We start from the raw sequence: 21,529 nt of genomic DNA on the forward strand, positions 1-21,529 counted from the left end.
ATGTCAGTGCGCAACAAGAACGATGCCGCTACGCCGGCATTGGCGAAGGGCAAGGCAGCCACCATCAACGACATCGCGCGACTGTCGGGTGTATCCAAGAAAACGGTTTCAAGAATCATCAACAACTCGCCACTGGTGCGCAAGGACACGCGCGACAAGGTGGAAGCGTTGATGCGTGAAGTGGGCTACACGCCCGATCCACTGGCCCGCGGGCTGGCGTTCCGCCGCTCCTTCCTGATCGGCATGGTCTACGACAACCCCACCGCGCAGTACATCGTGGACATGCAGTACGGCGCGCTGGATGCATTGCGTGGATCCAGTTTCGAGCTGGTGGTGCATCCCTGTGACAGCCGCAGCCCCGGCTACATCGAAGGCGTGCGTCGCTTCGTGCAGCAGCAGAAGCTGCACGGCGTCATCCTAGTGCCGCGTGCCTCGGAAGACCAGGCGCTGGCGGACATGCTCGATGAAATCGGCTGCCGGTTTACCCGCGTGGCAGCGCTGCCGCTGGACGAAAGCTCGCAGATGGTGGTTACCCATGACCGCGATGGTGCGGCCGAAGCCGCCGACTACCTGCTCTCGCTCGGCCACCGTGACATTGCCCTGGTGACCGGTCCCAGCGCCTACCGTTCGGCCCATGAACGTACCGCCGGCTTCATCGACGCACTGTCGCAACGCGGTATCGAGCTGCCGAAGGACCGCATCATCGAGGCCGGCTACACCTTCGAATCCGGTGTCGCCGCTGCCGAGAAACTGCTGCTGGGCAAGCGCCGCCCGACCGCCATCTTCACCGGCAACGATGAAATGGCCGCCGGTATCTACAAGGTGGCGCTGCGCGCGGGCATCAACATTCCGCGCCAGCTGTCCATTGTCGGCTATGACGACAGCCCGCTTGCCTCGCGCCTGTGGCCCTCGCTGACCTCGGTGCGCCGGCACACGCGCGATACCGGACGCACCGCCGCGGCGATGCTGATCCAGCCCGAAGGCCAGGCCGCGCTGCCCATTGCCAGCGTGCGGCCGCACCTGATCGTCCGCGATTCCTGCCAGCCGCCGGAGGATTGATCCCCAAGGATCAATCCTGCAGGTCACGATCTCTGGTCGTGACACGCCCCTGCCCCATCCACCCGATCCACCGCGCCCTGCCCGGGCCATCCCGGCATCGTGCGACGCAAAATGACACCGGTTTCCTGTCTGGCTAGAATCGACCGTGAACCGCGCCGGGGCCGACCCGTCGGCCCGCCCCCCGCTCTGGAGACGCCATGTACAGCAAGACCCATTACGCCACCCATCCCGATGCCATCCACGGTGCCAGCAACGACCAGCTGCGTGACCTGTACCTGCTCGATGGCCTGTTCAACGCCGGTGCGGTGACCCTCAAGTACACCCACTACGAGCGCTTCGTGATTGGTGGCGCCGCCCCGGTGGACGCACCGCTTGCGCTGCCGACCCAGACCGAACCCGTTTCGGCCGCAGGCCACCCGTTCCTGGAGCGCCGGGAACTGGGCGTGATCAACGTCGGCAGCGGCACTGGTACGGTCACCGTGGATGGCACCGGCTACACGCTGGGTCCGAAGGACGGTCTGTACGTGGCCATGGGCAGCAAGGAGGTCGTGTTCGCCTCGCAGGACGCCGCCAACCCCGCCCAGTTCTATCTGGCCTCGACCCCGGCCCATGCCCGCTTCGAAACCAGGCAGCTGTCCATCAAGGACGCCGTTGCACTGGACCGCGGCGCGCTGGAAACCAGCAACGAGCGCACCATCTACCAGTACATCGTGCCGGCCACCTGCCAGTCCTCGCAGCTGCTGCTGGGCCTGACCGTGCTCAAGCCGGGCAGCGTGTGGAACACCATGCCGCCGCACCTGCACGACCGTCGCAGCGAGGTCTACTTCTACTTCGACCTGGGTGACAGCGACCGCGTCTACCACTTCATGGGCGAGCCGGCCGCGCAGCGTCACATCGTGATCCAGAACAACGAAGCGGTAGTGTCGCCGCCGTGGTCGATCCACATGGGCGTCGGCACCAGCAACTACGCCTTCATCTGGGCGATGGGTGGCGAGAACCTGGACTACACCGACATGCACGTGCTGGACATCTGCCAGCTCAAGTAAGCCCGCCTGGCCGCCGCGCACCGTGTGCCGGCCGTCGACACCGCTCGTCTCTATCAAGGAACGCATACGCAATGGCTAATCCCTTCAGCCTGGAAGGCAAGGTCGCTCTGGTAACCGGTGGCAATACCGGTCTGGGCCAGGGCATCGCCGTGGCACTGGCCGCCGCTGGTGCCGACGTCGCCGTGGCCGGCATCGCCCCGCCCACCGATACCATCGAAAAGATCACCGCGCTGGGCCGCCGCTGCCTGGCCATCGAAGCCAACCTGATCAGCATCGAGCCGGTGGCGCGCGTGGTCCGCGAGACCATCGAAGGCCTGGGCGGGTTGGACATCCTGGTCAACAACGCCGGCCTGATCCGCCGCGCCGATGCGGTGGACTTCAGCGAGCAGGACTGGGACGACGTGATGAACGTCAATCTCAAGTCCGCGTTCTTCATTTCGCAGGCCGCCGGCCGCCACTTCATCGAACAGGGCCACGGCAAGATCATCAACATCGCTTCGATGCTGTCCTTCCAGGGCGGTATCCGCGTGCCGTCGTACACCGCCAGCAAGAGCGGCATCGCCGGCATCACCCGGCTGCTGGCCAACGAGTGGGCGGGCAAGGGCATCAACATCAATGCCATCGCCCCGGGCTACATGGCGACCGACAACACCGCCCAGCTGCGCGCCGACGAAGCGCGCAACAAGGCGATCCTGGAGCGCATCCCGGCCGGTCGCTGGGGCACGCCGGATGACCTGGCCGGTGCGGCGGTGTTCCTGGCCTCGTCGGCGTCGGATTACATCAACGGCGCCGTGCTGCCGGTCGATGGTGGCTGGCTGGCGCGCTGACGCGTGATCCGCGGTAGTGCCGGCCGCTGGCCGGCGTCCTGGCAATGCTTCCGCCGTTCATGAGGTTGCCGGGCAGCGGCCGGCACTACCGGAGACCGGACATGCGCACCCTGTTGCCTTTGTTGTTGCTGCTGTCGTTCACCACCGCGCAGGCGGCGCCCGTGCGGGTCTTCATTGCCGGTGACTCCACTGCGGCCGCATACGGCCCCGAGCGCGCGCCGCAGGCCGGCTGGGGCCAGGCGCTGCAGAGCTACCTGGACCCGGCGCGCTTGGAGGTGCACAACCACGCCAAGGGCGGGCGCAGCACGCGCAGTTTCATCGAGGAAGGGCGCCTGGAGGCCATCGCCGCCGAGCTGCGCCAAGGCGACGTGCTGCTGATCCAGTTCGGCCACAACGATGCGAAGTTCGAAGACCGCACGCGCTACACCGATCCGGACAGCGACTACCCACGCCTGCTGATGCGTTACGTACAGGTGGCCCGCGCAAAGGGCGCCACGCCGGTGCTGGTCACGCCGGTGGCGCGGCTGCTGTACGACTTCGGTTCACTGCTGGATACGCATGGCCGCTACACGCAGTCGATGAAGGCGTTGGCCGCGCGCGAGCAGATTGCGCTGATTGATCTGAATGACCGCAGCATGCGCTGGATCCGCGCGCTGGGTGAGGAGGGCGCGCGACCCTACTTCCTGTTCGTGCCCGAACAGAACAAGGCCGACGGCACCCATTTCAGCGTGGCCGGCGCACATGCGGTGGCCTGCCTGGTATTGCGCGAGGCGGTGCCGCTGCTACCCGCGCTGCAGCCGGCGCTGGTGCGGGATATCGACTGCGACGTGGTGGCGGAAGGGCAGGGTAGCGACCCAGCCCTGCCCTCGCAGGTGGTGCACGAAGACAGTGTTGTGCGCACGCAAGCAGGCCCGCACGGCGGTGCCGGCCCGACCACGGCGTATCCGTTCTTCGCCGATGCCGAAGGGCTGCCGTTCGTGCTGCGCAAGCGTGTGCTGCACAGAGGCGCGGGCATCGGCCTGCATCCGCAGCACAAGGACGAGATCTATTACATCGTCAGTGGGCAGGGCAGTTATGTGCTGGATGGCAGGCAGTACGACGTGCACGCCGGGCACGCGCTGCTGACCCGCAAGGGCAGCCACCATGCGCTGCAGCAGGTGGGTGAGGAGGATCTGGTGGTGCTGCTGGTGTACCCGCGCTGATTGAAACGTAGCCGAGCATGGGCTCGGCTCTACAGAACAGCGCCGGCGTGCATGGTCATCGTCGTTCGACAGGCTCCGGGCCGAAGTGCTTCAGCCCCAACCTGGCCAGGTCTTCCGGTCGCTCGAATAGGCTTCGTCGAAGGCGTGCAGCGCCTCCTGCTCCTGTTCGGTCATCGCGCCGTACATGTCGGTCAGTTGCTTGACCGCCGGGTCATCTTCCAGCCGGTCGACCAGCCCGCGCATGCCGGCCAGGATCGCGTGGGTCTTCGCCGCGCCCATCGCCTGCAGCGCACGTAACGCCAGCTGGCAGGTCGGGTCGCCCCAGTTGCACAGGAACTGCATGAAGCCGCCGTTGTTGATGTCGGCCTCCATGCGCCACAGCGCCACCAGCTGCTGGTCTTCGTCGGACAGCGCATCACACGTCGCCGCCGTCCGCCCAGCCTTCACCCGTGCCGGCCTGGAACACGTGATCGTCAGCCTGCACGTCACCGGCAGGCAGGTGCGCCTGGTCGGCCAGTGCCGCGTAGATTGGGGTGAAGTCCGGCGACGTCGCCTGCATCAGCTGTTCAAAGCTGTCGATGACGAAGTAGGTCTTCTGGAAGGTGTCGATGCGGTACTTCGTTCGCATGATCCGCTGCAGGTCGAAACCGATGCGGTTGGGTGCGGCCGATTCCAGCGAGTACAGCGACTCGCCCTTGGACGACACGATGCCGGCACCGTAGATGCGCAGGCCGTCGGGCGTGTCGATCAGGCCGAACTCCACCGTGTACCAGTACAGGCGGGTGAGGTTCTGCAGCGCGTCCGGGCCGATCGCGTGGGCTTTGACGCCGCCACGGCCATAGGCCTCCATGTAGTCGGCGAACACCGGGTTCATCAGCAGCGGCACGTGGCCGAACAGGTCGTGGAACAGGTCCGGCTCGGCGATGTAGTCGATCTGGTCCGGGCGACGGATCCACCAGGTCACGGGAAAGCGGCGGTTGGCCAGGTGGTCGAAGAAATCCAGTTCCGGCAGCAGGCCTTCGACGCCGACCAGGGTCCAGCCGGTGGCCGCGCCCAGCACTTCGTTGAGCTGGTCGAAGCGCGGAATCATGTGCGCGTTCATGCCCATCTCGTCCTGCGCGTCCAGGAATTCCTGGCAGGCACGGCCGACCAGCAGCTCGCGCTGGCGCTGGTACAGCGTGCTCCAGGTGGCGTGGTCGTCGGCGCTGTAGGTGTCCCACGGCTGCTCGACGAGCGCGGTGGTGTACACCGGCACGTAGCCCTTGTCGGTCTGCTGGTGTTCGACGCGGCGGGGCTGGGCGAGGTCCATGGGGCACTCCTTGAAGGGATAGCCACGATGCTAGGGCAGGGCGCGCGCAACAGGGTTGCAAAAGTTGCGCCGATTGGCATTGTTGGCGCAATATCCTTGCGCAGTCACCATGTTGCGGAGCAGCAATGGCCGGAGAAGTCCAGTTTGATCGCACGGATATACGCCTGCTGGCTGAAATCCAGCGGGATGGGCGCGCCACCAACGCGGAGCTGGCGACTCGGGTGAACCTGTCGCCCTCGGCCTGCCTGCGCCGCCTGCAGCGGCTGGAAAGCGAGGGCGTGATCGTCGGCTACGGCGCGCGGCTGGAGCCGCGGCAGCTGCGCCTGGGCCTGCAGGCCTTCGTGCGCGTGCAGTTGGAAAAGCACGACCAGGCCGCCATCGGCCACTTCGTGGACAGCGTGCAGGGCTGGGACGAGGTGGTGGCCTGCCATGCGCTGACCGGCGACATGGACTACCTGCTGCACGTCTACGTGCGCGACCTGGAGCACTTTTCGCACTTCCTGCTGGACCGCCTGCTCAACGCCGGCGGCGTGGCCGACGCCAATTCCAGCTTCGTGCTGCGCACGGTGAAGGGTTTCCAGGCATTGCCGTTGTCGCAGCTGGAATGAGCGCAGCGGCGATTTGACGCGGCCGGGCGGGTAGCCGAGCATCACCGCCCTGCGCGCGCCGCAGCGCTCCTTTCCGGTTCCACGCATGTCCGAACTCCAGCACCCGGTGCCCACCACCATCTTCCTGCCGCTGCAGCGCAAGTCGCTGGCACGTTACATCGCTCACGGCACGCCGCCGCAGACGGCAGTGGAGCAGGCCGGGCTGATGGCCGCGCAGTTGTGCCGGACGCGCCTGCATCCAGCGGCCGAGATCGAACGCCTGCTGCATGATGCCTGCGCGCTGTTTGCCGGCAACGAAGGCGCCGCCGCGCAGCTGGCCGGCCCCGGTGGCGGAGGCCAGCCGGAGCTGGATGCCTGGCTGACCGCATTGGCCGCCCACGGCGTGCTGCTGGCGCCGGCGCAGATCCTGCAGGACGTCATCGCGCAGTCGCCATTGGAGTATCCGGGCCTGGCCCTGCAGCAGGCCTGCCAGGAAACCCTGACCGAGCATGAGATCCGCTTTCCCGCCACCTTTTCCAGTGACGAGGCGCTCACGCAGGATGACGTGGCCGCCGAGGACGCGCGTGCGGTCGAACACCATGGCCTGTACACCTCCGAGCAGGCCCGCGTGCTGCGCGCCATCGCCGCCAACCCCGATGAGCTGATCGACCTCGATGGCTATGCCGGCACCGGCAAGGGCCACCTGGTGCTGGCGCTGATGGAGGCGCGGCCCGGCCGCTACACCTACGTGGCGCCCTCGCGTGGGCAGGTGGAAGCCTTCCGCAGCCGCGTGCCGGCCAGCACCGCGGTGCGCCTGCTGACCCAGATCGAGTTCGCCAACCGCGTGGCGCAGCATGCCGCGCGCAGCGGCCACACCGGTGGCTTCGTTGCCAGCTACCGGCGCAGCACCCGCACGCCGCGCGAGATTGCCGGCCGCATCGGCCTGCAGGGCATCGGTGGGCGCAGCCCGGAGCAGGTGCTGCTGACTGCGTTCGAGGCCATCAACCGTTGGTGCGCGTCGTCTGCACCGGGCTTGGCGTTCCAGCATTTCGACCGGTCGGTGCCCGCCGCGATGCTCGACGTGTCGCCGTACATGGCGGCCGCCGAGCACGTCTGGCGCTGCATGTTCGACGCCGAACTGCAGCGGGGCACGCTGCTGAGCCTCAGCCCGGCGCACATCGGCAAGTGGTTGGCACTGCGCGGCGTTACCCCGCCGCTGGACATGGGCATGCTGCTGGTGGACGAGGCGCATGACCTGAGCCCGTCGTGGAAGCAGTTGCTGGCCGGCCATGCGCCTGGCGTGGTCAGCCTGGGGGATCCGCACCAGTGCCTGACCGGTACGGTGCCGCGCTGGGCCGCGTCGAAGGTGCTGGAAATGCACCAGTCGGTGCGCCAGGGCAACCAGGTCGAGGGCCTGGTCAACCAGACCCTGGCACTGGATGGACTGGGGCAGGACAGTGGGCCGTTCGTCGGTGCCGCCGACCGCGCCACCGGTGTGCTGCATTACCGCCACTGGGCGCAGGTGCCGAGCGAGGGCCTGCGCATCCATGGCAGCGTCGCCGATCTGGCCCTGGATGCGGCACAGCTGCACGCGCTCGGGCTGCGGCCCTATCTGCATCCGGCATCGCTGCGCGCGCTGCGCAGCGTGCTGCAGCGGCCGCTGGATGCGTGGCGCCGGCGCCGCGACAGCGCCTCGGACCCGGCACAGGAGCGCTTCCTGGCCACGCAGGCCGACGAAGGGCAGGGCGCGCTGGTCGAACTGTTTGCGTCTGCCGATCGGGTGCAGTCACTGCTGCAGGCGCTCGACGACCAGGACACGCCTGCTGAAGGGCGGGTGGCGCTGTGCCTGGCCGAACACGCGAAGAACCTGCAGTTCGACGTGGTCTCACTGTCACCCGGTTGCTTCAGTGCGGGGCAGGGCGGGCGCATCTGGCACAACCCGGTGCGCGCGGTCTATCTGGCACTCACCCGTGCGCGACGCCAGCTGCATGTGCCGGCCGATGGCATGGAACAGCTGCAGCACACGGCGACACTGCAGGAGCAGGCCCGTCAGGCGCGCAGGCGCGAGCGGCAGCAGGCCAGCGGTTACCGGCCTGCGCGCTAGAACGCGCGCGTCGCTGTCTGGCAGCGACACGCCGGCTCAGCTCAGCACTTGTCCTTGCGGCCCATCAGCTTGCCCAGGCGCGAGGCTTCCTCGCACTTCGGCGCGGCCACGGGTGCCGGTGCGGCGGCCGCGGCGCGTGCACGCTGCAGCTGCTGGATCTTCGCGCGGATCTGCGGCATCGCGGCCATTGCGGCCTTTTCGCCCTCCAGGATCGCAGTGCCACGCTGGCTGAAATCGGCGGCGCCGATGTCCAGCACCTTCGGGCGGATGACGATGTCGGCGCGTGCCAGTTCCTGCTCGCCCAGGCGCTGGCCCATGATCGAGATGGACTGGTTGACGATGCCCAGCATGTCGGTCGGCGCCTTGCCGCTGGCCTTGCTGGAGATGTCCACGGCGATCACGAAGTCGGCGCCGAGCTGGCGCGCGGCATCCACCGGCACCGGGCTGACCACGCCGCCATCGATGTAGTTGCGGCCACCGATCTTCACCGGTTCGAACACGCCGGGAATGCTGCTGGAGGCGCGCACGGCCTGGCCGACGTTGCCGCGCACGAAGATCGCGCGCTCGCCTGTTTCCAGCTGGGTCGCGACGGCGGCGAACGGCTTCTTCAGGCGCTCGGCGGGGCGGTTGGCGACCTGCTCGTTGACGTAGTCCTGCAGCTTCTGGCCCTGCACCAGGCCACCGGAGAACAGGCGCACGTCGCGGATGCTGGCTTCATCCAGCGCCACTGCCTTGCTCTGCATCTGGAACGCATCCATGCCGCTGGCATACAGCGCGCCGACCACGCTGCCGGCACTGGTGCCGGACACCACGGCCGGTTCGAAGCCATTGGCCTCCAGCATCTTGATCACGCCGATGTGGGCGAAGCCCTTGGCTGCGCCACCACCGAGGGCGATACCGATCTTCACCGGCTTGGCCTGCGGTACCACGGTTGGCGCCGGCGGCGGCGCAGGGCGGACCGGGTCGCCACCGCAGCCGGCCAGCAGGCCGATCAGGGCGACGGACAGCAGCATGCGGGGTCGGAACAGGCTCATCGGCAGTGCGCTCGCGGCGCCGGATTCAGGAAAGGGCGCCAGCATACCGAAGCGGTGGCGGGGCGGGCAGGGTGGGGGTATTCCCTATTCATAGAACACCACGGGTAGCGCCGGGCCATGCCCGGCGAGCGCAGCGGTGGTCAGAACCGGTTGTCGCCGTCCAGCATCCGGCCCAGGCCGCCCAGCACCGAGCCTTCGCCGCGGTTCTGGCCGCCGCCCTGCGGCGCGGCCATCCACATGCGGCCGGCCAGGCGCGAGAACGGCAGCGACTGCAGCCAGACCTTGCCTGGACCGGTCAGCGTGGCCAGGAACACGCCTTCGCCGCCGAACAGCATGCTCTTGATGCCCGCAACACGGCGCACGTCCATGTCCACGGTGGGGTGGTAGGCCACCACGCAGCCGGTATCCACGTCCAGCCGCTCACCCGCGGCCAGTTCGCGCTCGACCACGCAGCCGCCGGCGTGAATGAACACCCAGCCGTCGCCCTCCAGCTTCTGCATGATGAAGCCCTCGCCGCCGAACAGACCGGTCATGATCCTGCGCTGGAACTGCACGCCGATCTGCACGCCGCGCGCGCCGGCCAGGAAGCTGTCCTTCTGGCAGATCAGGCGGCCGCCGTGCTGGTCCAGCTTCATCGCCAGCACCGTGCCCGGGTAGGGCGCGGCGAAGGCGACCTTGCCCTTGCCGTGGCCGCTCTGGGTGTAGACGGTGGCGAACAGGCTCTCGCCGGTCAGCACGCGCTTGCCGGCGGCCATCACCTTGCCCATGAAGCCGCCGCCCTGGTCGCCGTTGGCGGCGCCGAACACCGTGTCCATCTGTACCGTGGCGTCCTTGAACATCAATGCGCCGGCCTCGGCAATGGCGCTCTCGCCGGGGTCGAGCTCGATCTCCACGAACTGCATTTCATGGCCGACGATGCGGAATTCGATGTCGTCGGCGCGGCCGCTGGCGGAGGGGACCGGCGGCGGGCTGTTCGGCATGCCCGGGGCCGCAGATTGCAGTTCCGGCACCTCGGCAATCGAGGTCCATCCGCTCATGCCCTGGCACCAGGCCAGCGCGCGCGGGTTGGCCTGCGCATAACGGCGCGCAGCCTGGTCATCAAGCGGGCCGATACGCTCGGCCTGGGCGGAGGCATGGAAATACCACTGGGTCATCGCGGCGGCTCCGCAGGGCTGGAAACCCCCGAGTCTAGCGAGGGCGCCCGGGCCGGGGCGACAGGCCCATGAACGGCGGGCATTTGCGGGGCAGGTGCTGTATTGCAACAATTATCTGGTAGCGCCGTTTTACCACCCCTCCAAACACAGCCTACCGCCATGTCCCCGACCCGTACTTCCCGTGGCCGCCTTCCGGTCGCACGCCCCCTCGTTGCCGCTCTTTCCGCCCTGCTGCCGCTGGTTGCGGCCGCCCAGGAAACTCCCGCTGCCAAGGATCCGGTTGCCCTCGATGCCCTGCAGGTGACCGCGCAGCGGCGCGTCGAGAACGCCAAGGACGTACCGGTCGCACTGAGCGCGATCCAGGGCGAGAAGCTGGATGTGCTCGGCTCGGCCGGCGATGACATCCGCTTCCTGGCCGCACGCGTGCCCAGCCTCAACATCGAGTCGTCCTACGGCCGTGCCTTCCCGCGCTTCTACATCCGCGGCCTGGGCAACACCGATTTCGACCTCAATGCCTCGCAGCCGGTGTCGCTGGTGTATGACGACGTGGTGCAGGAAAGCCCGCTGCTGAAGGGATTCCCGCTGTTCGACCTGGCCAACGTGGAAGTGCTGCGTGGCCCGCAGGGCACGCTGTTCGGCCGCAACACCCCGGCCGGTGTGGTCAAGTTCGATTCGGCACGCCCGTCGCAGGATGCCGATGGTTACCTCCGTGTCGGCTACGGCAGCTACAACAGCTGGAACGTGCAGGGCGCCTACGGCGGCCCGCTGACCGACCGCTGGTCGGCACGCGTCTCGGCCATCTACCAGCGCCGCGACGACTGGGTCGACAACACCCGCGTCGGCGCTCCCAACAGTGGCTTCGAAGGCTATGACGAAGCCGCCGGCCGCGTGCAGTTCCTGTACGAAGGCGACGACTTCGAAGCACTGTTCAATCTGCACAAGCGCAAGCTCAACGGTACCGCCCGCCTGTTCCGCGCCAACATCATCCAGAAGGGTGGCAATTCGCTGGTCGAGAACTTCGACCGCGACAAGGTGGCCAACGACGGCGTCAACTTCTCCGACCTGGAGACCTGGGGCGGCAGCGCGCGCCTGCAGTGGAACCTCGGTTCGGTGACCCTGCATTCGATCACCGGTTATGAAACCGCCGAGTCGCTCAACCGTGGCGACATCGACGGTGGCTACGGTGCGGCCTTCCTCGGTGCCGGCAACTACGGTCCGGGCCTGATTCCGTTCTCGTCGGAGTCGGCCGACGGCCTGCCGCACCACCGCCAGTGGACGCAGGAAGTGCGCATCGAGTCCAACGAATGGGGCCGCTTCGACTGGCAGGCCGGCGTCTTCTACTTCGATGAAGACGTGACCATCAACAACTTCAACTACGACTCGCTGACCCCGGGCAATCCGCAGACCGGCCACGTGGTGCAGAACCAGCGCAACAAGGCGTGGGCCGTGTTCGCTTCGGGCGACTTCGATGTCACCGACCGCTTCAAGCTGCGTGCCGGCGTGCGCTATACCCAGGACAAGAAGGACTTCAGCGCCAGCGTGCTGCAGGCCGTTCCGTTCGGCACCCCGGTCAGCGGCCCGTACCTGGCCAACACCGACGTCAACGACGTCAGCTGGGACGTCAGCGGCGTGTACAAGCTGACCGACGACATCAACGCCTACGCCCGCGTCGCCAAGGGCTTCCGCGCGCCGTCGATCCAGGGCCGCCTGGCCTTTGCGCCGGGCCTGTCGCAGGCCGATTCGGAGAAGGTCATCTCGTACGAGGCCGGCATCAAGGCCGACCTGTTCGAGCGCCGCGCGCGCCTGGGCCTGAGCGTGTTCCGCTACAACGTTGACGGCCAGCAGCTGATCGCCGTGGGCGGTGCCAACAACACCGCCACCCTGCTCAACGCCGACAAGACCATCGGCCAGGGCGTGGAACTGGACCTGGAAGCCTACCTGGCCGACAACGTCCTGCTGACCTTCGGCAGCAGCTACAACGACACCGAGATCAAGGACAAGAACCTTGCGGTGGCGATCTGCGGTGGTGGCTGCACCATCAACGACCCGACCACGGTCATCAACGGCGGCACCTATGCGCTGGTGAACGGCAACCCGCTGCCGCAGGCGCCGAAATGGATCCACAACGCGACCCTGCGCGTGGGCTTCCCGCTCAGCGATGGCAGCGAGCTGTACGCTTACACCGACTGGGCCTACCGCAGCGCGGTGAACTTCTTCATCTACGAGTCGCCGGAATTCCGCGGCCGCAGTTCGCTGGAAGGCGGCCTGCGCCTGGGCTACAACTGGGATTACGGCCAGTACGACGTGGCGGTGTTCGGTCGCAACCTGACCAACCAGACCCGCGTGGTCGGCGCGATCGACTTCAACAACCTGACCGGCTTCCTCAACGAGCCGCGTACCTGGGGCGTGGAGTTCACCGCGAAGTTCTGATGCGGTGGTTGCGTTGATGCAATGCAGAAGGGCCGGCGCACTGCCGGCCCTTCTGTTTCCTGCTTCGTGTAGAGCCGAGCCTGCGCTCGGCTGCTCTGAGCCGAGCATGGCTCGGCTCTACAGAGGCGTGGCCTACAGCGCGCTCTGCGGGCGCACCTTCAGCACCGCATTCTCGGTGGCGCAGTCGCGGCTGGAGTGCAGGCCGGCCTTGCGCGCCGCTTCGATCTCCTTGCGTGCGGCCAGCAGGTCCTTGTTGAAGGCCGCGTTGTCGTGCAGGCGGGCCACGGCGGCCGCGCCCATGAAGCGGCCTTCGAGGATGTCGCTCTGCCAATGCACGTTGCACACCAGGCGGCTCTCGCCGTAGTTGCGGCCGCGGGCCTGGATGGCATCGGCGCGGTCCGGCGCGATCTCCGACAGGATCAGTGCCCATGCCCAGCCGATCGAGGTGTGGCCGGACGGGTACGAGCCGTTCTTGCGCAGGCCGTCTTCGTCCTTCGGCGAGCAGGTCGGTTCACCGTTGACCATGAACGGACGCGGGCGCTGGTAGTGGTTCTTGGCCGCCTTGGTCGCCGCACTGGCGTCGATCCGGCTGCGCTCCAGCAGGCGATACAGCGCCGGGGTCTTCACCGCATCGACGTCGATGTCGGCGGCGCAGGAGAAGTGGTTGGCGCCTTCGGGGAAACCGAGTTCCGCATCGACGCCGGCCTGGGCGAAGCGCGGGCTGCCACGCAGCGCGCGGGCCTCACGGCTGACCTGCTCGTCCAGGGCGAACGCGGCCGAACCGGCCACCGGTGGTGCCGGTACCAGGTCGAGGCTGGCCGGAACCGCGCTCTTGTCCAGATAACCCACCGCCTTGGTGGTGATGTTGGCTTCGACGGCGGTCGGCTTGGCGGCGGTGGCGGCACAACCGGCCAGGGCAGCGGCCACGGCAAGGCCGAGCAGCGGGCGGGCAGGGTGGGAGATCAGCGACATGGACGGGCTCCGGAGAAAGAACATCGCGTCATGATCGCAGTCCCAGTGCGGCACCGCAGTGGCCATCGGTCATACGGCCAGAACCGGCATGGTCATCGAAACAAGATGAAAAACGTCATCAAGTGACGCCAGTCTCCTGAATCCGGGCGCAGCGCACGGACTTTCACGCGCCCGCGCCGTGAGCATCGGCACATCGGCAGGCACCAGAGGCCGTCCAGTTCCAGCCGGGTCGGGGGGATCCGAAGACAGAGGGAGAGACGCGATGCGCAGCACCGCAACAGGAAGTACCGTCCTGGCCCTGCTCCTGGGGCTTGCAACAGCGCCGGCGCAGGCCGCCGACGTGGTCGGCGTGGCCTTCGTGCATGGCACCGGCGCGCAGACCAACGCCACCCAGGACTACTGGCAGCCGACCATCATCGACACCGTGCGCCAGGGCCTGCCCAACAGCAGCAATTACGTGGTCATCAACTGCGATTTCACCCAGTACATGTGGAAACCGGAAGCGGCCGGCTGCCTGGCCAACCAGCTGACCCGTTTCATCGACAGCCGTGGCATCACCCAGCTGGTGGTGATCACCCACTCCAACGGCGGCAACGTGGTGCGCTGGATCCTGTCCAACCCGACCTACGACAGCCGCTATCCGAACATCATCCGCACGGTGCGCAAGGTCACCGCGCTGGCGCCGTCTTCGGCGGGCACGCCGCTGGCCGATGCGGTGCTCAACGGCAATACCTTCGAAACCTCGCTGGGCTGGCTGCTGGGCTACAAGAACGACGCGGTGCGCCAGCAGCAGGTGGCGAGCATGGCCACCTACAACGCGCAGAACCTGTACGGCACCGCAGGCCGTCCCGCCCTGCCCAAGCCGTTCCGTGCGGTGGTCGGCAGCGACGTGGAATCGGCGGTATGGGACAGCAACAGCTACTGCGGTGGCTACGCCGCCAATGTCGGCCTGGAGTTCACCCAGAACTGGCTGTCCTCCTGCTCCGATGGCTTCCTGGAGTGCAGCAGCCAGAAGGCCGCCGGCACCACCTGGTTCACCGACACGCAGCGCACCCAGGGGGCAGAGCCGCTCAGCCACAACCAGAGCCGCCGCGAGTGCTTCGGCCTCGGCACCCTGCTGCGCAACGACCTGACCCAGTGAGGGAGACGACCATGACGATTCATTCCACCCTGCTGGCCAGTGCGGTGCTGGCAGTCCTGTCCCTTTCCGCCGCGCAGGCCGCGCAGCCTCTGCAGGCGGCCCGCGTGGGCGACCAGGTGCCTGCGGCGCTGGTTGCCGCGCCATTGCCGGCCGATGACAGCGAACGTGCACCGCTGTCCTTCGCCTGGGCGTTGGACCCGGCACAACCGCTGCAGGCGGCCACGCCGTATGCCTCGGTCAGCCGCAGCTACTGGCAGCAGGTCGATGGCTCGCAGCTGCAACGCGGCCTGGACCTGCCGCTGACGGCGCCCGATGCGGTGATCCAGCTGAGCCCGGCCGCAGGTGCCCGCGCGCTGCCTGCCAACACCCTGCAGATGCGCGACCCGGCTGGCCGCAGCAGCGTGGCCCGCAGTGTCGATGCGCGCGCGCTGCAGGATGCCGGCATGCCGGTGAGTGATGGCAGCAGCATGCTGCGCACCGGCGCGACCAGTTCGGCCGGTGCGTACACGCTGCAGAGCACGCAGGCGCAGGGCCGCTATGTGGTGCAGGTGCTTGAGCCGAACAGCCCGCTGCGGCTGGAAGTGCAGGCCAACCAGGCGCAGGTGCTGGCCGGTGGCAACGTGCAGCTGCAGGCACGCCTGCTGGAAGACGGCGCCACCACCGCGCAGCTGGCCTCGCGCCGTGGCGGCCTGGGCGGCGAAGCCCTGCTGGTCGCACCGGATGGCCGCAGCTGGCCGCAGCGCCTGCTGCGCACCACCGATGGTGCCCTGCGTGCACAGGTGCGGATTCCGGCTGATGTCGGCAGCGTGCAGGGGCTGTGGGAACTGCAGGTGTTCGCCCAGGCCGATGGCGTGCTGCGCGACGGCAAGGTGGCTTTCGCGGTGGCACGGCCCACTGCTCGCTTCAGTGGCCAGGCGGCACCCGACCCGGCCAGCCGCCAGGTCGCGCTGCCGCTGCAGGTGGCCGCCGCCGGTCGCTACGAGGCGCGTGGCACGTTGTATGCCACCGGCCGCGATGGCCAGCTGAAGCCGGTGGCGCAGGCGCATGCGGCCGCGTGGTTCGATGGACCGGGGCGTGGCCAGCTGGTGCTGCCATTCGACCAGGCCGCGTTGCCGGCTGGCTTCGGCGCACCCTACGAACTGCGCGACCTGCAGCTGCAGGACCAGAGCCGGATGGCACCGATCGAGTCGCGCGCGCTGGCGTTGAAGTTCTGAGCAAGGGTGCAGCGGGCGGGGTTCCGGCCCGCTGTACCGTTTTCTGTAGAGCCGAGCCTATGCTCGGCTGCCGTTCCCCGCGGCCAGAAGCAGCCGAGCATAGGCTCGGCTCTACAGTGGCATGTCGATTATCCCGCGTACGCGGTCAGCCGGCCTTCCTGCTCGCATACCGTGATCGCGCCACCGAACACCGCCGACAGCGGTTCGTTGCGCAGCAGCTCGGCGCGGGTACCGTCAGCCAGTACGCGGCCGTCACGCAGCAGCACCACGCGTTCGATCTCGGGAATGATCTCTTCGATGTGGTGGGTCACCAGCACCAGGGTGATGCCCTGCTGGGCCAGCACGCGCATGGTCGCCACCAGCTGCTCGCGGGCGACCAGGTCCAGCCCGGTGGAGGGTTCGTCCAGCAGCAGCGCCTGCGGCCGGTTGACCAGCGCGCGCGCGATCAGCACGCGGCGGGTTTCGCCGGCCGACAGCTCGGCGTAGGCACGTTCACGCAGGGACAGCGCGCCGGTCATCGCCAGTGTCTCGCCGACACGTGCGCGCATGTCGGCGGTCACCTCGCGGAAGCCGGGCACCACGTAGCTGGCGAAGAAGCCGGACAGCACCGCCTGTTCCACGGTCAGCCCCGGCATGTCGGCCAGGTTGCTGCTGAGGTCGCCGGTGACGATGCCCAGCTGCGAGCGCAGCCGGTCTACCTGCCAGCGGTTCTGGCCCAGCACCCTCACCGCGACGGAGCCGTCGACCTGCGCCAGCGGGTACAGCTCGCGGGTGATCAGCTTGATGAAGGTCGATTTGCCACAGCCGTTGGGGCCGAGCAGGGCGGTGTGCTGGCCCTGCGCGATGCGCAGGCTGAGCCCATGAAGCACCTTCACCTGGCCACGCACCACGGTGGCGCGGTCCAGTTCGATCAAGGGGGGCAGCTCCGCGACGGGCGGGGCGGCGGAAATGCGGCTGGCGCGTGGATCAAGGCTCGACAACTCAGGTCCCCAACTGTGAACGGTGCCACGGATGGCGATGCCAAGCACCGCCGCAGGGATGCAGTTTGCAACGCAAGCGCCCATCATGTCTGCCATCCCCGCGTGGATCCGGAGAGCTGCCATGCCTGATGCCCTGATGTCCCTGTTGACCGGTGGTGTTCTCGGCCTGGGGTGGTGGGCCATGCTGGCCGTGTTGCTGGTCTTCACCCAGATCACCATCTTCTCGGTGACCCTGTACCTGCATCGCAGCCAGGCCCATCGCGGGGTCGACTTCCACCCGGCGCTGGCCCATGTGTTCCGCTTCTGGCTGTGGTTGACCACATCGATGATCACCCGGGAATGGGTGGCCATCCACCGCAAGCACCACGCCAAGGTGGAGACCGAGGACGACCCGCACAGCCCGGTTACCCGCGGCATCGGCAAGGTGTTCTGGCACGGCGTGGAGCTGTATCGGGAAGCGCGTGGCATGCGCGCGGACATTGAGCAGTACGGGCGCGGCACCCCGGACGATGCGATCGAGCGCCACCTGTACACTCCGCACGCCACGCTGGGCCCGGTGCTGCTGCTGGCAATCAACAGCGTGCTGTTCGGCCTGCCCGGCGTGGCCCTGTGGGCGATCCAGATGGCATGGATCCCGTTCTGGGCGGCCGGCGTGGTCAACGGCCTGGGCCACTGGTGGGGCTACCGCAACTACGAGTCTGCCGATACCTCCACCAATCTCACGCCGTGGGGGTTCTGGATCGGTGGCGAGGAGCTGCACAACAACCACCATGCCTTCCCCAGCTCGGCGCGCTTCGCGATGCGGCGCTGGGAATTCGACATCGGCTGGAGTGCGATCCGCCTGCTGCAGGCGCTGCGCCTGGCCAAGGTGCTGCGGGTGGCACCGGCCATGGACGTACGCCCGAACATCGCCGTGCCCGATGCCGAGACCCTTAAGGCGCTGCTGTCGCACCGCTTCCAGGCGATGACCGACTACCAGCGCAACGTGTTCATGCCGGCCCTGCGCGAGGAAGCCGCGCAGGCCGGGGCCAAACTGCGTCGCCTGCTGCCGCGCCGGCTGCGCCGCGGTCTGGTCAACGATGGCCGCTGGCTGAAGCCGGACAGCCGTGCCCAGCTGAGCGCCTGGGTGGCACAGCGCCCGCGCATCCGCACCCTGGTCGAGTACCGCGCGCGGTTGGCGGCACTGCTGGAGGCGCGCGGCCACGATGCTGCCGAGCGCCTGCATCAGCTGCAGGCGTGGTGCCGCGAGGCCGAGGGAAGCGGTATCGCGGCATTGCAGGCCTACGCCGCACGATTGAAGGGCTACAGCCTGGTGGGCGCGTGAGGGCAGGGTACGGACTACTGCTGGCGGCGCTGCTGCCGGGCGCGGTGCTGGCCCAGGTCACCGACACCGCCAGCTACCTGCAGCGGATGGACAGCGATGGCGACGGCAAGGTCAGCGAGGCCGAGTACGTGCAGTGGATGCTGTATGCCTTCGACCGCATGGACCGCAATGGTGATGGCGTGCTGACAGCCGAGGAGCTGCCCGGTGGCAAGGGCAGGGCGATCAGCCGCGAGCAGCAGCGGCAGGTGATCGTGAAGCGCTTCCACACGCAGGATGCCAACGGTGATGGCGTCCTGGATGCGCGGGAACTGGCGGCACCGCCGCGCTGACTCTGCACCGTCGCCGGGCCATGCCCGGCGGCTTCGCATGGCCCGGCGTAGAATCACCCCATGCCCGAACTGCCCGAAGTCGAAACCACCCGCCGCGGCCTGGCGCCGCACCTGCAGGGCCGTCGCGTGCATGGCGTGATCCTGCGCCGCGCCGACCTGCGCTGGCCGATTCCACCGGAAGTGGCCGAGCTGATGCCGGGGCAGCGCATCGAGGACATCCGCCGGCGCGCCAAATACCTGCTGCTGGATACCGCCGTCGGCAGCGCGGTGCTGCACCTGGGCATGTCCGGCAGCCTGCGCGTGCTGCCCGGTGATACCCCGCTGCGGGCGCATGACCACGTCGACATCAGCCTGGACAACGGCCGCCTGCTGCGGTTCAACGATCCGCGCCGCTTCGGCAGCCTGCTCTGGCAGCCGGCCGGCGAGGTCCACCCGCTGCTGCAGGGGCTGGGGCCGGAGCCGCTGGACGAGGCCTTCGACGGCGACTACCTGTTCGCCCGCAGCCGGGGCCGCAGTGCGCCGGTGAAGACCTTCCTGATGGACCAGGCGGTGGTGGTGGGCGTCGGCAACATCTATGCCGCCGAGAGCCTGTTCAAGGCCGGCATCAGCCCGCTGCGCGAGGCGGGCAAGATCTCGCGCGAACGCTACCAGCGGCTGGCCGGGGCGGTGAAGGAAATCCTCGGCTATGCGATCACCCGGGGCGGCACCACGCTGCGCGATTTCATCAGCCCTGACGGCGCACCGGGCTACTTCGAGCAGGAACTGCTGGTGTACGGCCGCGACGGCCTGCCATGCCCGAACTGTGGCCGCGCGCTGAAGCACGCCACCATCGGCCAGCGCGCCAGCGTCTGGTGCAACCACTGCCAGCGCTGAGCCGGGCGGCCAGCGGCAGCTGAACGGGCAGGAGACGTCTCCGCTGCCCGTTAACGTTTGTCTGCCTATCATGGCCGACCTTCCCTTCGTGCCTGACGCGCCTGCATGCAACGACGCGACTTCATCCGCAATGCCTCCCTCGCCCTGGCAGCATTCGGCCTGCCGTCCCTGCCCGCGTGCGCGGCCAGCAGGAGCGGCCAGATGGGCCTGCGCCGCCTCGGCCAGCCGCAGCCGTTCGACTTCGCTACCCTCAAGGGCCAGGCGCGCGCGCTGGCACAGGCGCCCTACAAGAGCCACAAGCGGGTGCTGCCGGGCCGCCTGGAAGGCTTGGACTGGGACCAGTACCAGTCGATCGGTTACCGCCAGGACCATGCGCTGTGGGCTGACCAGCCAGGCAAGTTCCAGGCCAAGTTCTTCCATCTGGGCCTGTACTTCCATTCGCCGGTGCGCATGTTCGACGTGGTCGACGGCAAGGCGCAGGAGCTGGCCTATGACGGCGCGGCATTCAACTACGGCAAGAGCGGCATCAAGGACGGCGAGCTGCCGGCCGACCTGGGGTTCGCCGGTTTCCGCTTGAACACCCGCAAGGACACCGACCGCGACTTCGCCGCCTTCCTCGGCGCCAGTTACTTCCGCGCGGTCGGCAAGGAGGGTCAGTACGGCCAGTCCGCGCGTGGCCTGGCGATCGATACCGGCATGGGCAAGCCGGAGGAATTCCCGGATTTCATCGCCTACTACCTGGAACAGCCGTCGGCTGATTCGGACACGATCGTGGTCTACGGCCTGCTGGATTCGCCCAGCGTGGCCGGTGCCTATCGCTTCGCGATCACCAACGGTGACGTGCTGCTGATGGACATCGACAGCGCGCTGTACCCGCGCAAGGCGATCGAGCGGTTGGGCATCGCGCCGTGCACCAGCATGTACCAGGTGGGCGAGAACGACCGCCGCATGGGCTGGGACTGGCGCCCGGAGATCCACGATACCGACGGCCTGTCGCTGTGGACCGGTGCCGGCGAATGGATCTGGCGCCCGCTGCTGAACCCGCGCAACCTGCGCTTCAACATGTTCGTGGACCGCAACCCGCGCGGTTTCGGCCTGCTGCAGCGCGACCGCAACTTCGACCACTATCAGGACGACGGCGTGTTCTACGAGAAGCGCCCGTGCCTGTGGGTGGAGCCGAAGGGCGAGTGGGGCGAAGGCTCAGTGCAGCTGGTGGAGATTCCCACCGTGGACGAGACCTTCGACAACATCGTGGCGTTCTGGAATCCCAAGGAAAAGCCGCAGCCGGGCCAGGAGCTGCTGGTCGGTTACCGCCTGTACTGGGGCGCCGAGCCGCCGGCACGGCCGCCGATGGCGCACTGCGTGGCCAGCCGCACCGGCCTGGGCGGTGTGGTCGGCAAGAAGCGCGAGTACTTCAGCTGGCGCTTCGCGGTGGACTTCGAAGGTGGCGAACTGGCCAGGCTGATCGACAAGGGCGAGGTCGAGGCGGTGGTGGAAGCCAGCCGGGGCCGGGTCGAGATCGTGTCGGCGCGGCCGCTGCGCGAGATCAACGGCTACCGCGCGATGTTCGACCTGGTGCCGCCGGAAGGCAGTACCGAGCAGATCGACATCCGCCTGTTCCTGCGCAGTGGTGGCAAGACCCTCACCGAGACCTGGCTGTACCAGTACACCCCGCCGCCGGCCGGAGCGCCGGAGCGCACGCTGTACTGAGTGGTTTGGGATTGCAGGGCTTGCAGCCCTGCACCCGCTTCAAGCCAAGGCAACGTCAAATGCGTGCATTCCGTGGGATGGCGGGGTGGGTCCGGTTGCGGGGGACGCTGCAAGTACGTCCCTGTAAGCTCGGTCGCCGCATCCATGCGGCTCACGCCCCCGCAACCGGACCCACCCCGCCTTCGACAGACCTCCGCGATCTGTCGGAACAGCTCATGGGGTCAGATCCGTTTT

At 67.9% G+C, this 21,529-nt stretch carries 19 protein-coding genes; 13 read left to right on the forward strand and 6 right to left on the reverse strand.

The window, feature by feature from the left end:
- The 4 genes from AC5P8C_RS16180 (at position 1) to AC5P8C_RS16195 (ending at position 4,134) form a co-directional block, all read left to right on the forward strand.
- Complete coding sequence (locus AC5P8C_RS16180; RefSeq protein ID WP_019337388.1) at positions 1 to 1,059, forward strand: LacI family DNA-binding transcriptional regulator; 1,059 nt, start codon at positions 1 to 3, stop codon at positions 1,057 to 1,059.
- Positions 1,060 to 1,256: 197 nt separating this feature from the next.
- Positions 1,257 to 2,105 (forward strand): 5-dehydro-4-deoxy-D-glucuronate isomerase, encoded by an 849-nt coding sequence (gene kduI / locus AC5P8C_RS16185; protein WP_495219098.1) that lies wholly within the window; start codon positions 1,257 to 1,259, stop codon positions 2,103 to 2,105.
- Positions 2,106 to 2,176: 71 nt separating this feature from the next.
- Positions 2,177 to 2,932 carry a 2-dehydro-3-deoxy-D-gluconate 5-dehydrogenase KduD gene (gene kduD, locus AC5P8C_RS16190; RefSeq protein ID WP_005421125.1) on the forward strand — a complete coding sequence of 252 codons (756 nt, stop codon included), beginning with the start codon at positions 2,177 to 2,179 and terminating at the stop codon, positions 2,930 to 2,932.
- A gap of 101 nt (positions 2,933 to 3,033) precedes the next feature.
- Positions 3,034 to 4,134: a GDSL-type esterase/lipase family protein gene (locus AC5P8C_RS16195; RefSeq protein ID WP_495219100.1), complete on the forward strand. Its 1,101-nt coding sequence runs from the start codon at positions 3,034 to 3,036 to the stop codon at positions 4,132 to 4,134.
- A 90-nt stretch (positions 4,135 to 4,224) separates the two neighbouring features.
- On the opposite strand, the gene AC5P8C_RS16200 is transcribed toward AC5P8C_RS16195, so the two are convergent.
- On the reverse strand, positions 4,225 to 4,581 hold the full coding sequence (locus AC5P8C_RS16200; protein ID WP_495219101.1) for a DMP19 family protein: 357 nt from the start codon (positions 4,579 to 4,581) through the stop codon (positions 4,225 to 4,227).
- On the reverse strand, positions 4,550 to 5,443 hold the full coding sequence (phhA, locus tag AC5P8C_RS16205) for a phenylalanine 4-monooxygenase (protein ID WP_019658833.1): 894 nt from the start codon (positions 5,441 to 5,443) through the stop codon (positions 4,550 to 4,552). The genes AC5P8C_RS16200 and phhA overlap by 32 nt, the downstream gene beginning before the upstream one ends.
- A 125-nt stretch (positions 5,444 to 5,568) precedes the next feature.
- Between phhA and AC5P8C_RS16210 the strand changes: the two genes are divergently transcribed.
- Together AC5P8C_RS16210 and AC5P8C_RS16215 are read left to right on the forward strand one after the other, a co-directional pair.
- Positions 5,569 to 6,051 carry an Lrp/AsnC family transcriptional regulator gene (locus AC5P8C_RS16210; RefSeq protein WP_004153377.1) on the forward strand — a complete coding sequence of 161 codons (483 nt, stop codon included), beginning with the start codon at positions 5,569 to 5,571 and terminating at the stop codon, positions 6,049 to 6,051.
- A gap of 85 nt (positions 6,052 to 6,136) precedes the next feature.
- A complete protein-coding gene (locus tag AC5P8C_RS16215; protein WP_019658834.1) occupies positions 6,137 to 8,134 on the forward strand; it encodes a hypothetical protein in 1,998 nt (665 codons plus the stop codon).
- A gap of 41 nt (positions 8,135 to 8,175) precedes the next feature.
- Here AC5P8C_RS16215 and AC5P8C_RS16220 read toward each other — a convergent pair whose 3' ends face one another.
- Together AC5P8C_RS16220 and AC5P8C_RS16225 are read right to left on the reverse strand one after the other, a co-directional pair.
- Positions 8,176 to 9,168 (reverse strand): patatin-like phospholipase family protein, encoded by a 993-nt coding sequence (locus tag AC5P8C_RS16220; RefSeq protein ID WP_019658835.1) that lies wholly within the window; start codon positions 9,166 to 9,168, stop codon positions 8,176 to 8,178.
- A gap of 140 nt (positions 9,169 to 9,308) precedes the next feature.
- A complete protein-coding gene (locus tag AC5P8C_RS16225; protein ID WP_019658836.1) occupies positions 9,309 to 10,322 on the reverse strand; it encodes a TIGR00266 family protein in 1,014 nt (337 codons plus the stop codon).
- A gap of 159 nt (positions 10,323 to 10,481) precedes the next feature.
- On the opposite strand from AC5P8C_RS16225, the gene AC5P8C_RS16230 reads away from it, so the two are divergent.
- Entirely contained in the window at positions 10,482 to 12,752 is a 2,271-nt protein-coding gene (locus tag AC5P8C_RS16230) for a TonB-dependent receptor (protein ID WP_058983198.1), read from the forward strand.
- A 132-nt stretch (positions 12,753 to 12,884) separates the two neighbouring features.
- Here AC5P8C_RS16230 and AC5P8C_RS16235 read toward each other — a convergent pair whose 3' ends face one another.
- Positions 12,885 to 13,724 carry an acid phosphatase gene (locus tag AC5P8C_RS16235; RefSeq protein ID WP_021204632.1) on the reverse strand — a complete coding sequence of 280 codons (840 nt, stop codon included), beginning with the start codon at positions 13,722 to 13,724 and terminating at the stop codon, positions 12,885 to 12,887.
- 262 nt (positions 13,725 to 13,986) lie between these two features.
- Between AC5P8C_RS16235 and AC5P8C_RS16240 the strand changes: the two genes are divergently transcribed.
- Positions 13,987 to 14,865: a lipase family protein gene (locus AC5P8C_RS16240; RefSeq protein WP_233653395.1), complete on the forward strand. Its 879-nt coding sequence runs from the start codon at positions 13,987 to 13,989 to the stop codon at positions 14,863 to 14,865.
- 11 nt (positions 14,866 to 14,876) lie between these two features.
- Positions 14,877 to 16,079, forward strand: coding sequence for a DUF4785 domain-containing protein (locus AC5P8C_RS16245; protein ID WP_019658840.1), 1,203 nt, complete (start codon positions 14,877 to 14,879; stop codon positions 16,077 to 16,079).
- Between the two features lie 128 nt (positions 16,080 to 16,207).
- Here AC5P8C_RS16245 and AC5P8C_RS16250 read toward each other — a convergent pair whose 3' ends face one another.
- Positions 16,208 to 16,993, reverse strand: a complete 786-nt coding sequence (locus AC5P8C_RS16250) for an ABC transporter ATP-binding protein (RefSeq protein WP_020723483.1) — start codon at positions 16,991 to 16,993, stop codon at positions 16,208 to 16,210.
- Positions 16,994 to 17,180: 187 nt separating this feature from the next.
- Between AC5P8C_RS16250 and AC5P8C_RS16255 the strand changes: the two genes are divergently transcribed.
- The 4 genes from AC5P8C_RS16255 (at position 17,181) to AC5P8C_RS16270 (ending at position 21,295) form a co-directional block, all read left to right on the forward strand.
- Positions 17,181 to 18,383: a DesA family fatty acid desaturase gene (locus AC5P8C_RS16255; RefSeq protein WP_019658842.1), complete on the forward strand. Its 1,203-nt coding sequence runs from the start codon at positions 17,181 to 17,183 to the stop codon at positions 18,381 to 18,383.
- Positions 18,380 to 18,712 carry an EF-hand domain-containing protein gene (locus AC5P8C_RS16260; protein ID WP_019658843.1) on the forward strand — a complete coding sequence of 111 codons (333 nt, stop codon included), beginning with the start codon at positions 18,380 to 18,382 and terminating at the stop codon, positions 18,710 to 18,712. Before AC5P8C_RS16255 ends, AC5P8C_RS16260 begins: the two co-directional genes overlap by 4 nt.
- A 60-nt stretch (positions 18,713 to 18,772) precedes the next feature.
- Entirely contained in the window at positions 18,773 to 19,585 is an 813-nt protein-coding gene (gene mutM / locus AC5P8C_RS16265) for a bifunctional DNA-formamidopyrimidine glycosylase/DNA-(apurinic or apyrimidinic site) lyase (RefSeq protein ID WP_134731978.1), read from the forward strand.
- Between the two features lie 105 nt (positions 19,586 to 19,690).
- Complete coding sequence (locus AC5P8C_RS16270; protein WP_019658845.1) at positions 19,691 to 21,295, forward strand: OpgD/OpgG family glucan biosynthesis protein; 1,605 nt, start codon at positions 19,691 to 19,693, stop codon at positions 21,293 to 21,295.
- Positions 21,296 to 21,529: the final 234 nt, after the last annotated feature.

This window comes from Stenotrophomonas sp. YJH_SMC_46 (genome assembly GCF_059370315.1).

What these genes read in the sequence shown, in the direction of transcription:
- AC5P8C_RS16180 (WP_019337388.1), top strand. Translation starts at nt 1, where the DNA reads ATGTCAGTGCGCAACAAGAACGATGCCGCTACGCCGGCATTGGCGAAG.
- kduI (WP_495219098.1), top strand. Translation starts at nt 1,257, where the DNA reads ATGTACAGCAAGACCCATTACGCCACCCATCCCGATGCCATCCACGGT.
- kduD (WP_005421125.1), top strand. Translation starts at nt 2,177, where the DNA reads ATGGCTAATCCCTTCAGCCTGGAAGGCAAGGTCGCTCTGGTAACCGGT.
- AC5P8C_RS16195 (WP_495219100.1), top strand. Translation starts at nt 3,034, where the DNA reads ATGCGCACCCTGTTGCCTTTGTTGTTGCTGCTGTCGTTCACCACCGCG.
- phhA (WP_019658833.1), bottom strand. Translation starts at nt 5,443, where the DNA reads ATGGACCTCGCCCAGCCCCGCCGCGTCGAACACCAGCAGACCGACAAG.
- AC5P8C_RS16210 (WP_004153377.1), top strand. Translation starts at nt 5,569, where the DNA reads ATGGCCGGAGAAGTCCAGTTTGATCGCACGGATATACGCCTGCTGGCT.
- AC5P8C_RS16215 (WP_019658834.1), top strand. Translation starts at nt 6,137, where the DNA reads ATGTCCGAACTCCAGCACCCGGTGCCCACCACCATCTTCCTGCCGCTG.
- AC5P8C_RS16220 (WP_019658835.1), bottom strand. Translation starts at nt 9,168, where the DNA reads ATGAGCCTGTTCCGACCCCGCATGCTGCTGTCCGTCGCCCTGATCGGC.
- AC5P8C_RS16225 (WP_019658836.1), bottom strand. Translation starts at nt 10,322, where the DNA reads ATGACCCAGTGGTATTTCCATGCCTCCGCCCAGGCCGAGCGTATCGGC.
- AC5P8C_RS16230 (WP_058983198.1), top strand. Translation starts at nt 10,482, where the DNA reads ATGTCCCCGACCCGTACTTCCCGTGGCCGCCTTCCGGTCGCACGCCCC.
- AC5P8C_RS16235 (WP_021204632.1), bottom strand. Translation starts at nt 13,724, where the DNA reads ATGTCGCTGATCTCCCACCCTGCCCGCCCGCTGCTCGGCCTTGCCGTG.
- AC5P8C_RS16240 (WP_233653395.1), top strand. Translation starts at nt 13,987, where the DNA reads ATGCGCAGCACCGCAACAGGAAGTACCGTCCTGGCCCTGCTCCTGGGG.
- AC5P8C_RS16245 (WP_019658840.1), top strand. Translation starts at nt 14,877, where the DNA reads ATGACGATTCATTCCACCCTGCTGGCCAGTGCGGTGCTGGCAGTCCTG.
- AC5P8C_RS16255 (WP_019658842.1), top strand. Translation starts at nt 17,181, where the DNA reads ATGCCTGATGCCCTGATGTCCCTGTTGACCGGTGGTGTTCTCGGCCTG.
- mutM (WP_134731978.1), top strand. Translation starts at nt 18,773, where the DNA reads ATGCCCGAACTGCCCGAAGTCGAAACCACCCGCCGCGGCCTGGCGCCG.
- AC5P8C_RS16270 (WP_019658845.1), top strand. Translation starts at nt 19,691, where the DNA reads ATGCAACGACGCGACTTCATCCGCAATGCCTCCCTCGCCCTGGCAGCA.